11 protein-coding genes, 4 tRNA genes and 1 pseudogene are annotated in these 12,850 nt (G+C 69.7%); 9 read left to right on the top strand and 7 right to left on the bottom strand.

The window, feature by feature from the left end; genetic code table 11:
* Positions 1-65 precede the first annotated feature (65 nt).
* The 3 genes from HNR25_RS10385 (at position 66) to HNR25_RS10375 (ending at position 1,793) form a co-directional block, all read left to right on the top strand.
* Positions 66-773 carry a L,D-transpeptidase gene (locus HNR25_RS10385; protein ID WP_184634515.1) on the top strand — a complete coding sequence of 236 codons (708 nt, stop codon included), beginning with the start codon at positions 66-68 and terminating at the stop codon, positions 771-773.
* A 41-nt stretch (positions 774-814) separates the two neighbouring features.
* Positions 815-1,162, top strand: a complete 348-nt coding sequence (locus tag HNR25_RS10380) for a hypothetical protein (protein ID WP_184634513.1) — start codon at positions 815-817, stop codon at positions 1,160-1,162.
* A 178-nt stretch (positions 1,163-1,340) separates the two neighbouring features.
* Complete coding sequence (locus HNR25_RS10375) at positions 1,341-1,793, top strand: hypothetical protein (protein WP_184634511.1); 453 nt, start codon at positions 1,341-1,343, stop codon at positions 1,791-1,793.
* Positions 1,794-2,103: 310 nt separating this feature from the next.
* Here HNR25_RS10375 and HNR25_RS10370 read toward each other — a convergent pair.
* Positions 2,104-2,626, bottom strand: a pseudogene (locus HNR25_RS10370) (transposase family protein).
* A gap of 615 nt (positions 2,627-3,241) precedes the next feature.
* Positions 3,242-3,314: transfer RNA gene (locus HNR25_RS10365), tRNA-Lys, on the bottom strand.
* Positions 3,315-3,474: 160 nt separating this feature from the next.
* Here HNR25_RS10365 and HNR25_RS10360 point away from each other — a divergent pair.
* A complete protein-coding gene (locus HNR25_RS10360; protein WP_184634509.1) occupies positions 3,475-4,536 on the top strand; it encodes a glucose 1-dehydrogenase in 1,062 nt (353 codons plus the stop codon).
* Positions 4,537-4,826: 290 nt separating this feature from the next.
* Positions 4,827-5,090, top strand: a complete 264-nt coding sequence (locus HNR25_RS10355; protein WP_184634507.1) for a PspC domain-containing protein — start codon at positions 4,827-4,829, stop codon at positions 5,088-5,090.
* A 235-nt stretch (positions 5,091-5,325) separates the two neighbouring features.
* On the opposite strand, the gene HNR25_RS10350 is transcribed toward HNR25_RS10355, so the two are convergent.
* Positions 5,326-6,834: an MFS transporter gene (locus HNR25_RS10350; RefSeq protein WP_312862460.1), complete on the bottom strand. Its 1,509-nt coding sequence runs from the start codon at positions 6,832-6,834 to the stop codon at positions 5,326-5,328.
* Between the two features lie 267 nt (positions 6,835-7,101).
* Positions 7,102-7,455: a metallopeptidase family protein gene (locus HNR25_RS10345; RefSeq protein ID WP_184634505.1), complete on the bottom strand. Its 354-nt coding sequence runs from the start codon at positions 7,453-7,455 to the stop codon at positions 7,102-7,104.
* 131 nt (positions 7,456-7,586) lie between these two features.
* On the opposite strand from HNR25_RS10345, the gene HNR25_RS10340 reads away from it, so the two are divergent.
* From HNR25_RS10340 to HNR25_RS10325, 4 genes are all read left to right on the top strand, one after another.
* On the top strand, positions 7,587-9,140 hold the full coding sequence (locus HNR25_RS10340; RefSeq protein ID WP_312862459.1) for a metallophosphoesterase family protein: 1,554 nt from the start codon (positions 7,587-7,589) through the stop codon (positions 9,138-9,140).
* Positions 9,141-9,243: 103 nt separating this feature from the next.
* Positions 9,244-9,316 (top strand) — tRNA-Glu (locus tag HNR25_RS10335).
* A 104-nt stretch (positions 9,317-9,420) separates the two neighbouring features.
* A tRNA-Asp gene (locus HNR25_RS10330) sits at positions 9,421-9,495 on the top strand.
* A gap of 26 nt (positions 9,496-9,521) precedes the next feature.
* Positions 9,522-9,595, top strand: a tRNA-Phe gene (locus HNR25_RS10325).
* A 99-nt stretch (positions 9,596-9,694) separates the two neighbouring features.
* On the opposite strand, the gene HNR25_RS10320 is transcribed toward HNR25_RS10325, so the two are convergent.
* The 3 genes from HNR25_RS10320 to HNR25_RS10310 are packed head-to-tail and all read right to left on the bottom strand — an operon-like array spanning position 9,695 to position 12,830.
* Entirely contained in the window at positions 9,695-10,948 is a 1,254-nt protein-coding gene (locus HNR25_RS10320; RefSeq protein ID WP_184634501.1) for a tyrosine-type recombinase/integrase, read from the bottom strand.
* Entirely contained in the window at positions 10,948-11,124 is a 177-nt protein-coding gene (locus HNR25_RS10315; RefSeq protein WP_184634499.1) for a helix-turn-helix domain-containing protein, read from the bottom strand. The genes HNR25_RS10320 and HNR25_RS10315 overlap by 1 nt, the downstream gene beginning before the upstream one ends.
* Positions 11,121-12,830 (bottom strand): replication initiator, encoded by a 1,710-nt coding sequence (locus HNR25_RS10310; RefSeq protein ID WP_184634496.1) that lies wholly within the window; start codon positions 12,828-12,830, stop codon positions 11,121-11,123. Before HNR25_RS10310 ends, HNR25_RS10315 begins: the two co-directional genes overlap by 4 nt.
* Between the last annotated feature and the right edge of the window lie 20 nt (positions 12,831-12,850).

The following is a 12,850-nucleotide window of genomic DNA, read 5'->3' as shown; positions in this document are numbered from 1 at the left end:
TGCACCGACGTTCGTACCCCCGGCCTGATCCACCAGCACGGATCCGCTGTGTCCGGGCGGGCCTGATGACCGCCGCGGCGGTGGTAACGCTCACCGCCTGCGGGGCCGCGGAGGGCTCCTCGGCGGCGCAGGACGCCACCGAGGAGCCCGGACAGGCCGGGGGGCCGGCGGCTGAGGGGGCCGAGATCGCCACCGTCACCGGCGACGCGATCGACGTCTACACCGAACCGGGCGGCGAGGAAGCGACGGCGACACTGGACAGTCCCAACGACTTCGGTGTCGACCGGACCTTCCTGGTCGAGCGGAACGAGGGCGAGTGGCTGGAGGTGCTGCTGCCGGTCCGGCCGAACGGCAGTACCGGCTGGGTGCGCAGCGACGAGGTGTCGCTGTCGAGTACCACGCTGCGTGTCGAGATCGACCTTTCGGAGTTCGGGTTCTCCGTCTACGACGGCGCCGAGGAGGTGCGCAGCGGGGAGATCGGAACCGGGACGCCGGAGAATCCGACGCCTTCCGGCCGGTACTACTTCACCGAGCTGCTCCAGCCGCCGAACCCGAACAGCAGCTACGGGCCCTACGCCTACGGACTCAGCGGCTTCTCGGAGTCCTTGGAGAGTTTCGGCGGCGGCCCCGGCCAGCTCGCCGTGCACGGAACCGACGACACGAGCACGTTGGGCAGCGATGTCAGCCACGGCTGTATCCGGGTGGCCAACGACGACATCACCTGGATGGCCGACCATTTGCCGCTCGGGACCCCCGTGGAGATCACCGGGTGATCTCCGGGAGCCGGACGCACCAGCTCACAGATAGGAACGGAATGCGACTGAAGACCACGAAGCCGACCCTGCTCCTCGCCGGCGCCGCGGCGGCGCTGGCACTGTCCACCGGGGCTCCCGCCCTGGCCGACTCCCCCTCCCCGGAGAAAGAATCGCCGCGGGAGAGCCCGGCACCCGCGGAGCGGCTGGCCGATGTCTGCCCGAGCGACCCCGGCCGCGACAGCGACCTCACCGACGAGGAGTTGGCCGGTATCAAGGAGGCCCTGACCGAGACCGAACGGCTCGAGGGAGACGGCGGGGACTTCTCCGAGGAGCAGGCGATCGATATCTGCCGAAGGTCGAAGGGACTGCCCAACGCCGTGGAAGAGCGGCCGAATTACACCGGCTGACCGGCTGACCGGCTGACCGGCCACCCGCCCGGCGGCCCGTCCCCAGCGGCGAGTTCCGCCGGGCGGGCGCCCGGTTCGCTGGGGCCCGCGGTCTCGAGCGCTTCGGGATCGAGGCTTCTCCAGCGTGCCGTCCAAACCGATCGATCCGGATTCGAACACGGAATACCGTCTGGAACCAATGGGTGAAGAAGCAATGCCGCGCACCGAGGCACAGGAGAATATCCTCAAAGAAGTACGAATGTCTCTCGTGCGGAACTCCCCTGAAGATTGGCATGAGATCATCCTTTCGGCGTCGATGCTCTACTCCCGAAGTGCATTCGACACCAGGGTCGCCTACGCAGACCGAAAGCAGGAGAGGATGAACACTCCGATCGACGTAAAAATGAACTTGATGGATCTCCGGGAAAGAATGTATCATGAATCCAGGGGGGCCTGGTTCTCCGTGGTTTTCGGGGTCGGTCGGTCGGGGTATTTCACTGTAGATTTCAATTATTGCAATGAACCCTCATTTCGGGGTACGGCGCCGATGGACGATGAATACGCATCGGACCTGGAACGATTTCCGCGGAGCCCCGAAGCCACTCCCGAGTGGTTGCGGCGGAAGATCGAGGCAGCCGCCCCCGAGGGGTGAACCGGTGTTGGGAGTGATCGCTCGGAGCGTCTCGCTCTCCGGTCGACGCGAGCGCGAAGCACCTCGCGCCGACTGCTCCCGCCACGGGCGAATCCGGGATCACCCGCGGCGAACGGGCGCCGGGAGATCCCGGACTCGGGCACGCAGCTCGGGAAACCGGTTCGATGCCGCGGTCACCGATACCGGCGGCGGTGCGGGGTGCGGTCCTGCGGTTTCGTGCCGCTCCCGGTTACGCGTCGACGGCGGATTGCACCTGATCCAGGTAGGCATTCACGTCGAGGATTTCACCGTGCGCGCCGCTGAGCCTTTTTCATCGTGCTTCGCGTAGCTGAAGGGCCGGCACCGCCCGGGTGATCTCGGTGGCGCGGTGCGGGCGGCACCGCAGGCGGCGCAGGATCCGCCGATTCTTGAGCTGGGCCATCACGCGCTTGCCTGGACTGCGCAGGCGCGCGTGGAGGCGGTTGGCCTCCTTCTGCCACTCCGGCTTGTTCCGCCCCTTGAACGGAGTGAGCACCGCCGGCGAACAGCCGGCGTATCCCTGGTCGCCCGGCCCGAACAGGCCGGCGGCGGCGACGCGGTCGCCGATGCCGCACCCGGGGGCCCGGGTGTCGTGCACCGCGCCCGGCAGCGCACCGGAGACCCACACCGAATCCGGCACCCACCTCGGCGAAGGTCTCGCCCTTGCGCAGATGGACCAGCACGAGCAGGGCCTGCTGGGCCGCATCCAAGCGGCGCCACCGTGAACGGGCCGCCCGGCGGTGGGTGCCGATGGTGCGGGCGGCGAGGTTCAGCGTCCGGCGTGACAACGGCAGGCAGGCGCGGTAGAACAGCATCGGAGTCCCTGGTGACGGTTTTCTTGGTCGTTAACTCGCTTACCAGGGACTTCCTTGTGTCAGGGGCGGTTTCGCCGGGCCGGTACGGGGCTGTGACCTGGACGCTCAGGATGAAATCAGCTCATTGGCGGTCTCAGCGGAGGACTCCCCGGGGTTGTCGGCGCAGCGTTGACCACCAGTGCCGGAGTTTTCTCTTACCTAAAGGATCGTGCCAACTCCCGACGAGAAGCCGCCTATCTATTTGTCAGGGCTCGCAAGGGCTGACCTCACGCTCACCTTGACGTGAGATCGAGGTCATGCTTCGAGCAGTCGGTGGGATCGACTCCGCTGGTGGGGGAGGGGAGGTCAGCGTGTGGCTGAGTCGTGGGGGAGGCAACCGGGCGGGGCGCCCCGGCTGTTGGGTACGGGACGGTCGTGCCGGAGTGTGCCGGGTGCTCCGCTGTGCTCCAGAGGAACCGGCCGATCCGGGGATTCTCAGGCAGCCAGCAGACACTCGGATTGCTGCTGACCTGTACAAACGACACGGCGCCGACACAAGAGCACCCACGGAGCAACATCCGCCTCCACGGCGGCCGCCCCACCGGCCACACAGGCCGATGACCTGCGAAAACAAGGTGGGCCACCAGGGGATCGAACCCTGAACCCGCGGATTAAAAGTCCGCTGCTCTGCCTGTTGAGCTAATGGCCCGCGGCGTGGGCACGAGGATGGCACACGCGCAGGTACCAGGGTAACGGGTCTCGGGCGGATCCGGGGCCGGAGTCGGCGGGTGGTGTGGGCGGGTTTGCGGCACTGTGTGGCGGGCTAGCCGTGGCGTGGACGGCGGCGGAGTAGACCAGTGGAGGTCAGCATGCGCGCAATCACCGTCAGCCCCGGCCGTGAGGCCCCGCTGGAGGTGTGCGAGCTGGCCGATCCGGAACCGGGATCCGGGGAGATGTTGGTCCAGGGCCTGGCTCTGGGGGTATGCGGCACCGACCGGGAGGTTCTGGCTGGCGGGCACGGTGCGCTTCCCGAAGGGCAGGAGCGGCTGGTGCTGGGACACGAGTCGCTGGGACGCGTCCGGTGGGCGCCCGAGGGCAGCGGTTTCACCGCGGGCGACCTCGCGGTGGGAGTGGTGCGCCGCCCCGACCCGGTTCCGTGCGGCGCGTGCGCGCGGGGCGAATTCGACATGTGCCGCAACGGCCGCTTCACCGAGCGGGGCATCAAGGGGGCCGACGGCTACGGCGCGCAGGAGTGGGTGGTCGAGCCCGAGTACGCGGTGCGGCTCGATCCCCGGCTGGAGCGTGTCGGCGTGTTGGCGGAGCCGGCGTCCGTGGTCGCCAAAGCCTGGGAGCAGATCGAGCGTATAGGCGGCCGCTCCTGGTTCGACCCGCAGCGTGTGCTGGTCACCGGAGCGGGCCCCATCGGGCTGCTGGCGGCGCTGCTGGGCAAGCGGCGCGGCTTGGACGTGCACGTGCTCGATCGCCACACCGACGGCCCCAAACCCGCGGTTGTGGGTGATCTCGGTGCGGAATACCACACCGGGGACATCGAGCGTGTGATGTCCGATCTGGTCCCGGACATCGTCGTCGAAGCCACCGGGGCGGCCCGGCCGGTGTTCGAGGCGTTGGCGGGTACGTCCCCGTACGGCGTCGTGTGCCTCACCGGGGTATCGCCCTCCGGCCGCCGGATCACCGTGGATGCGGGCAGCCTCAACCGCGACATCGTGCTGGAGAACGACGCGGTGGTCGGCTCGGTCAACGCCAACCTGCGCCATTACCGGCAGGCGGCCGAATACCTGGCCGCCGCCGACGCGGCGTGGTTGGAGCGCATCATCACCCGTCGCGTTCCCGTGGAGCGGGCGGTCGACGCGTTCGATCGGAATGCCGACGACATCAAGCCGATCGTCGCCCTCGACCCTTCGGCGGAGTAGGTTCCGCCCCGCGGCTCCGGGAAGGTCTGCGCAGTCCCGGACGGTCGTACCGGGGCGCGGTCGTGTGGCCGGATCCGGCCACGGCAGGTGGTGCGCGGTCGGCGGGGTCACGGGATCACCGGCGGTCGGCGCTCCCTGCGGCCGTAGGCGCGAACACGTGCGGAAAGACCGGCTCCCTCCGCCCGGATGCACCTGTTTGCCCGGCGGGCAGGCGGGTCAGGGTCGTAGTCAGGGGAGCGCCAGGGGCGTTCCCGATGGGAAATCGCGCGGCGGAAGGTCAGGCTGGAAGCATGAACGACAACACCGGCAGCAGCAAGCTGCGTCGCAGCCGTAGCCAGCGTCTTCTCACCGGCGTGTGCGGCGGTATCGGGAGCTTCTTCGGCGTCGACGCCAATATCGTCCGCTTGGCCTTCGTGGCCTTCGCGCTCCTCACCAGCGGGACCGGGTTCCTGCTCTACATCATCGCCTGGTTGGTGATGCCCGAGGAGGGCGGCGAGTCCTCGATGCTGGAGCACCTCATCCGCAATTTCCAAGGCAAGAAGTCCGACCGGTGATGTGGTCGCTGCGTGCCAGGCCGGGCTTCGTTCCGCGGCTCCCGCACGGCCTCGACGAGAGGCGGGGGGATCCGGCCGCGACGCGGCCCGAGACCGGTACCCGGCCGTGTGCCGAGCGGCGCGAGCGCCCCGAAGCGCCGGCGCTCCGGGCGGAGACCGGCTCCGCTCGGTGATCCGGCAGTGGCAGGGCGGCCGAGGTGCCGTTCCGCCTGCCGTGTGCGGCCGCCGACCGCGGCTAGCTCGCCGCGGGCTCCGGCGTGTTCATCAGATCGATGGCGCTGTGCGAGATCCGGGACCAGTGGAGAGCGAGACACAGGGCGGACAGGACGCCGACCGCCCCGGCACCGACGATGACCGCCTGCGTGCTGGTGACTTCCACCAGCAGGCTGGCCAGCGCGATCCCGATCCCCTGCGCGGCCTGTAGCCCGGCGGCCACCAGGCCGAACGCCAGGCCGCGGCCTTCGCCGGGAACGCACAGCACGAACGCGGCGTTGGCGACGAACTGGTACGACGCCGCCGCGCCCGAGGTGATCAGCAGCGCGACGATCGCCCATAGCGGAGGGTCGGCCATCCACAGGAGAAGCGGTGCCGATGCGGCCACGGCCAGCGGTCCCATCATGTGCATACGTGTCGTCGGGCTGATCAGGCGCGTCAGCACGAGGCCGCCCGCTACGGCGCCCAGCGACGGCCCGGCCATGATGAAGCCCGCGGCGGTGGAGCCGCCGCCGGCCTCGTCGGCCAGGGGGTTGGCCAGCCCGTAGGGCATCATGTAGATCCCGGCCAGCCACGCGAACATGCCCAGTGTGCGCAGGCGGGAGTCGCCCAGGACGACCCGCGTGCCGTCGCGGGTCGCCTGCCACAGGGATTGGCGGGAGCCGCCCTCGTCCCGGGGGGCGGGGCGGTGGCGCACCCCGAAGTGGATGATCGCTGCCGAGGCGAGGAACGTCAGCCCGTTGTACATCACGGCGGAGTTCGCGCCGATCACGGAGACGATCCAGCCGCCGGCGGCCAGCCCGACCAGCGTTCCGGCTTGGGAAGTCAGTTGCAGGATCGCCGATCCGGCGATGTAGCGCTCACCCTGGACGATCTCCGACATCAGCGCGGCGCGGGCGGCCCCGAAGGGCACCAGCGGCAGAGTGGACAGGAACAGCAGGCCCCAGATCGCCCAGGTCGGCAGTCCGGGGATGCCCATCGCGGCCACCAGTACCGCGCGGACGACGTCGCAGACGATGAGGACGCTGCGCCGCGGGAAGATGTCGGCGAGCCCGGACAGCAGCGGCCCGCCGACGACCTGGGGGATGAAGGTGAGGGCCAGGGTGATCCCGGCGGCCAGCGCCGAGGACGTCTGCTGGTAAACGAGTACCGTCAGCGCGATGTTGAGCAGGAAGTTTCCGGTGATCGCCAGCGCGTGGGCCGACCACAGGGCGCGGTATTCGGGGACCCGGAGGACGTCGCGGTATCCGCTCCGCCAGTCGGAGGAGGGCGGGGAGCCGCCGTCGGAATCTCCGGTCGCGGCGGTGCCGTCGGGGCTGTCGGGACCGGAGGGGGAGCTGGGAGCGGGCGGATCGGAGGCGGCCCGGTCGGCCTCGGTGACGGCGGCCGCGGGGGAACGCGGCGATGACGGGTCTGCGGTGTTGTCGGGACCGGTTCCGGCCGCGTCGGTTTCAGGGGGCGGTGGGTTCGCCGTGCCGCGGGCCTGACGGGGGACGCTTGCTTCGCGGCTGTCCATGTGCGGATCGCCCACTCGGCGACTCCCTTACTGGGTTACAAAGGTGTCACTCTAAGTTGTTGGTTGATGACCTACCGTTCCTGATGTGTGCGCTTTTCCGCAAGTCGTTTGAACGTATTCGTTTCTGTTTCGTTGTAGGCACAAGCTCCGCGTCGGGGATTCATGTGCCGGAAGGTCCGCTTTGACCAGGCGATTCGCGGATAGCGCCGACGCCGTGCGCGGCCCGTCGCCGCGGGGCCGGTCCCGCGGCGGGAGCCGGACCGGACCGGTGCCGGCCGGCCCTCACCCCCAGCCGAGCTCGTGCAGGCGTTCGTCGTCGATGCCGAAGTGATGGGCGATCTCGTGGACCACGGTGACGCGGACCTCCTCGACCACCTCCTCGGGCGTCGCGCACACGGCGCAGATCTCCCGCCAGTAGATCGAGATCTGATCGGGCAGGACGCCGAAGTAGCCCTCGCCGCGTTCGGTCAGCGGCACGCCCTCGTAAAGGCCGAGCAGACCCGGCTCGGGCGGGGCCTCCGCGACCGTGATCACTACGTTGTCCATGTAACCGGTCAGATTCTCGGGAATGGCGTCGAGGGCGTCGGCGACGAGCTCCTCGAACCGTGCGAGCGTCAGTTCCACCACGCTTCGCATTGTGCGTCATGGGGCAACATCCGACGAGGCCGGTAGGCCGTCGGGCCGGTGCGGGCGCACGCCCGCGCGGCCGGGGCGATGCGGCCCCGGCAGCCTGCAGGCACGGGCATGATGGAGGGGTGTTGTCGCGCGTGAGACCCCGACTGGCGGAAGCCGGGAGAGCCGCCGCCACCCGGTTCGGCCGCGTCCGCCGGGGCCGCACCTGGCGTTTCGGCGCCGTCGTGGTCGCTACGCTGCTGGGCGGCTGGCTCGGACTCGCCCTGGGCGGCCAGATCGTCGCCCCCATCGGCCCGGCCGACGTGGAATTCAGCGTCAGTCCCGCCTGGGACGGCAGGACCGTCGTCGACGTCTCGCCGCTCGGCCGGCTGGAGTTCGACACCCACTCGGCACCGGTGAGCTTCCGCGCCTCCATCTCCGAGATCCGGCTGTCGGCCGCCGAGGAGATGTTCCAGAACCCCGATGCGATCAACCGCATGGCCGAGAGCATCGGCGACGAGCTGCGTGCGGGCGTCATACGGCTGTTCGCCCAGGCAGCGGTGGCCGCGGTCGCCGGGGCGGGAATCACGGCGCTGCTGGTGTTCCGCGACTGGCGGCGGGCCGGGGTGAGCGCGGCGACCGCCCTGCTCGTGCTCGCCTGCACCGGGGGCGTCAGCGCGGCCACGTTCAATCCCGCCGCGATCGCCGAGCCCCGCTACACCGGCCTGCTGGCGGGCGCGCCGCAGGTAGTGGGGAGCGCCGAGAGCGCCGTCAGCCGGTTCTCGCGCTACCGCCAGCAGCTCGCGAGCCTGGTCGGCAACGTCTCCCAGCTCTACGAGGCCACCTCGGCGCTTCCGGAATACGCGACCGAAGCGGACACCATCCGCGTTCTGCACGTCTCCGACCTGCACCTGAACCCCGCGGGCTGGAACGTCGTCCGCTCGCTGCGCGAGCAGTTCCAGGTCGACCTCGTCGTCGACTCCGGCGACATCACCGACCGGGGCAGCGCCGCCGAAGACGTCTTCGTCGACGACATCGGATCCCTGGACGTCCCCTACGTGTGGGTGCGCGGCAATCACGACTCGATGGGGACCCAGCGCGCGGTGGAAGAGCAGGACAACGCCGTCGTGCTGGACGACACGGTGGAGGAGGTCGGCGGGGTCGTCTTCTACGGGGCGGGGGATCCCCGGTTCACGCCCGACCGGACCCTGGACAACCCCGCCCGCGGCGAACTCGCGGGAATCGGGGCCGAGCAGGTCGCGGCGGTCGAGGACCGGGATCCGCCGGTCGACGTCGCGGTCTTCCACGACCCGCTGCAGGGTCAGGCCTTCAGCGGCCGCGTCCCGCTCGTCCTCGCCGGCAACGCCGAGAGCAGATGGACCGAAGTGCAGGACACCGGAACGCGATACGTCGTCCAGGGGTCGACCGGCGGCGCGGGCCTGCGGGCCCTGGACAGCGATGCGGAGGAGTCCACCCCCTACCAGGCCTCGGTGCTGTACTTCGACGCCGAGAGCAAGCGCCTGCAGGCCCGGGACGACGTCACTCTCGGCGGTCTGGGCCTGTCCTCGGCGCAGATCGAGCGGCACATCGCCGAGAACCCCGACCGCGACATCACTCCGCCCACCGCCACACCCGAGGCACCCACGCCGTCGACCCCGGCGTCCGCCGAGGCCACCTCGGGATCGACGCCCCCGGGCTCCCCGGAGTGACCTGCGCCCGGACAACCGTTTTGGCACCGCGGTGGAATCTCCCGTATGCTTGAGCCGTCTTGACGGCTGGCGAAGTGGGATGACGACCGCGTTCGTCGTCGAGGCCCCCATCGTCTAGTGGCCTAGGACGCCGCCCTTTCAAGGCGGTAACGCCGGTTCGAATCCGGTTGGGGGTACGGCTCCGGTCAAAGCACTGTCGAAGGTCTGGCAGAATTAGACGCAGAGCGCGGAACGAACGAACCGGTCATCCGGGGCGTCGGTCCGCAGGAAAACAGAACAAGGTCCTGTGGAGCAGTGAGGAGTGCTCGCCACCCTGTCAAGGTGGAGGCCGCGGGTTCAAATCCCGTCAGGACCGCCTCGCACACCCGTCGGTGTGTCTGGGGCCAGGTAGCTCAGTTGGTACGAGCGTCCGCCTGAAAAGCGGAAGGTCGGCGGTTCGACCCCGTCCCTGGCCACACAGTCTGACCAGCGAAGAAGCCCGGAGCCGAAGAGGCGCCGGGCTTTTTTGACAGCAACCGTGACAGCAACGCGGGCGGTTTGCGGCGAGCCAGGGCTTACCCGAGGGCGTCGCCCAGGCGCCCGAGCGCGCGCCGCTTGTCTTCCAACGACGCGTGCGCGTAGATGGTCATCGTTACCCCGATGTCGCTGTGTCCGACGATCTCGCGGACCACCTGCGGCGGCACGTCGAGGTTGAGCAGCAGCGTCACGCAGGTGTGCCGAAGGTCGTGGAAGCGCACGCCGTCGAGGCCGGCCTTCCGGCGGAGCGGCTCCCAAGTCCGACGCAGGTTGTCCGGTTCCAGCGGCGTACCGCGCCGGGAGGGGAAGACGAGCCCCTGTTCCTCCCAGTCCGGCCAGGCGTCGGAGCGTTCGGCGAACTGCCGCTTGCGGTGGTCGCGTAGCGCCTGCACACACAGGCCGGGCAGCGGGACCGTGCGCGAGGAGTCGTCGGTCTTGGGCGGGACCAGGCGCAGTGAGCCGTTGACGCGCTGGAGGGTGTGCACGATCTCCAGTTGTCCGGCGTCGAGGTCGACGTCTTCCCAGCGGAGCCCGAGCAGTTCGCCGCGCCGCAGGCCGAGGCAGAGCGCCAGGACGTAGAGCGCGTGGAACCGGTCGTCTGCCGAGACCTTGAGCAGCCGCTTCGCCTCCGGCACATCCAGCCCGCGGTTCACCCCGTAGCGGGGCGGCGAAACCTTGACCAGCTTCGCGACGTTGCGCGGGATGATCTCTTCACGGGCTGCCGATTCCAGGGCGTTGCGCAGCACCGCGTGGATGGACTGGACCATGCGCGGTGAGAGCGTCGAGCCGCAGCACACCTTGGGGGAGGCGGCGCAGCACTCGGGCGTCGTGCGGGCGGCGTCGGTGCCGTTCTTGCAGCACTGGCACTCTTGCCGAATGCGTGTGATGAAGGTGCGGACGTCGCGGGCGGTCAGTTTGCCGAGCCGCTTCTTCCCCAGGTTGGGGATGAGGTGACGGCGGATGACACCCTCGTAGCCTTGGACGGTCTTGGGGCGGCGTTCGGCCTTGACGACGTGTTCGAGCCAGTAGGTCAGGTACTCGTCTACGCGCCAGTTCTCCGAGGCCACCGGGATTCCTTGGTCGGAGTCGGCGAGGAGCTTGTTCAGCTTCGACCGGGCCTCGTCGCGGTCTTTGGCGTAGCCCTGCACGCGCTTGAACGTGCCCTCAGTGGTCAGCACGTAGGCGGCGTAGGCATATCGGCCGTCCTTGCGCTGCCAGATGCTCCCGTCGCCGTTGGCGCGCTTGGAGCGGTCGTTCCTGCGGCGGTTGCCGCCGTCGCCCTTGCCAGGCATCAGGCCACCTCCCCGAGAGCGTCGATGCACTCGGCGAGCGCGGCCACGGGAACCAGCCGGCGCCGCCCGATCTTGACCGTGCGGAGCTGACCGGCGCGGATGAGGTTGTACAGCGTCCAGCGGCTTACGCGGAGCCGGGCGGCCGCCTCGTCGACGGTTAGGACCAGATCACTCATGGGTAGGCCACCTGTTCCAGGTCTGGGGTTGCCGGAAGGTCGTCGGTTCGGTGTTGCCGAGCGGCGTCGAGCTGGGCGCGGCGTTTGAGGGCTTCGCCGACCGCGCGCAGGAGGCGGTGTTCGCGTGGTGGGACGTCGGGGTCGGTGGGGCGGGCGAGTTCCCATGCGTGGTTGCCGGAGGACACCGAGGAGAGTGCGGAAGCGGTGCCGTCGCCCTGGCCCTCGTTCTCGTCAGGGTCGGCGTCGGGGTCCACGCCGAGCGAGTCCAGAACCCACCGCAGCCGGTCCGCCTTGTGGTCGGCCACGGTCTTGCCGGACCACTTGCGCGAGACGAGGACGCGGCGCCCGGCGTAGCCGAGGTGTTCGCGGCGGTGGGCTTTGTTGCGGCAGAAGCCGGGCACCATGCCCGCTTTGGCGTTCTCGGGTTGGACGCCGTAGCGCAGCCAGTTGGAGCAGCGCGGCGAGCACGGTTCGAACCGCAGCGCCTCCACGAGGCGTTCCACGTGGCGCGCCTGCGCGTCGGTGCTGATCTCGTGGCATTCGGCGATGTCCTTGGTGAGGTACTTCGCCAGATAGCGCACGCACCGGTCGGCGTCCTCGGTGCCGGCCACCACGCCCTTGGCGTCGACCTGTGGCCCGAAGCGGACCACGTGCATCGGTTCCGCCGAAGGGTCGGCGTCGAGGGCGTCGAGCGCCTGTTCCCAGGTGGGCAGCACTTCGCCGGTCACGGGATCGAGGTAGTTCTCGGTCGCCTCGTCGAAGACCGGCAGATTCTCACCCGCATAGACCGCCTCGTCGGCGTTGGGCCACCACACCTGGTGATACGTGGCCGCCGCGATCTGCCGCAGCTCCGCACGCGGAATGGTCCCCCGCGTGGCCATGTGCAGGTGCGGCGCCAGCCTGCGTTGCGGCTCCACGGTCGCGAAGTACTGCACATCGAACCCCGCCACCCGGCGCAGGTTCTGCACGAACCGGTCGACGAGCTTGGAGAAATGCAGCGCATCCCGCGCCGCACGCCGGTAGTCATACGTCGACGGGTCCACCGGCGTGCCATCGGACTTCACCCGCCCGTAGGTGTCGCAGGTCAGCGTGAGGAACAGCGACGGCCGGAAGCTCCTGCCGGTCGCCGGATCCTCGTAGGCGCGCCCCACGGTCGTCTTGGCCATCTGCCGTTTCGGCAGGTCGGGCGCATCCTGGCGCCGCTTGGTCGAGCGGACACGGCGTCCCTGAGATGCCGACGAGGCGCCCCGCGAGACCGAGCCGCGCATGCCCGCGTCCGCGATCTCGGCGTCCAGGTCGGCGATGGCCTGATCCAACGCGGCCACCTCGTCGGCATCCGCATCGCCCTCGTCGACGAGCCGATCCCGCTCGGCCGTCACCATCGCACGACGCTCCACCCACGCCCGCTGCACCTCGGACGGCGCGTCTGGAACCACGGTCGGTTCCTCGTCGAGGTGCCAGCCCTCTTCGCACTGGGACCGCCGGATCGAGCGCTTGCGCCGGGCGCAGGACGGGCACCGGGATTCCAGCGTGGAGCCGCACGGCACGTCCACGATCTCGGTTCGGCCCGTGGTGATGTCGGTGCGGCGCAGGGACACCGGGCGGATGCACACGCCCTTGTCGGCGGCGATCTGCTCGGCTACCTCACGCGCGAGGGGTTGCGCTTGGCGCTCGGCGCGTGTGGACTTGCCGGTCGGAGTGGGCATCAGGCACCTCCGTCCGAAGG

It is taken from the genome of Streptomonospora salina, from assembly GCF_014204715.1.
GTDB lineage: Bacteria > Actinomycetota > Actinomycetes > Streptosporangiales > Streptosporangiaceae > Streptomonospora > Streptomonospora salina.
This window is presented reverse-complemented; position numbering and strand designations above follow the sequence as displayed.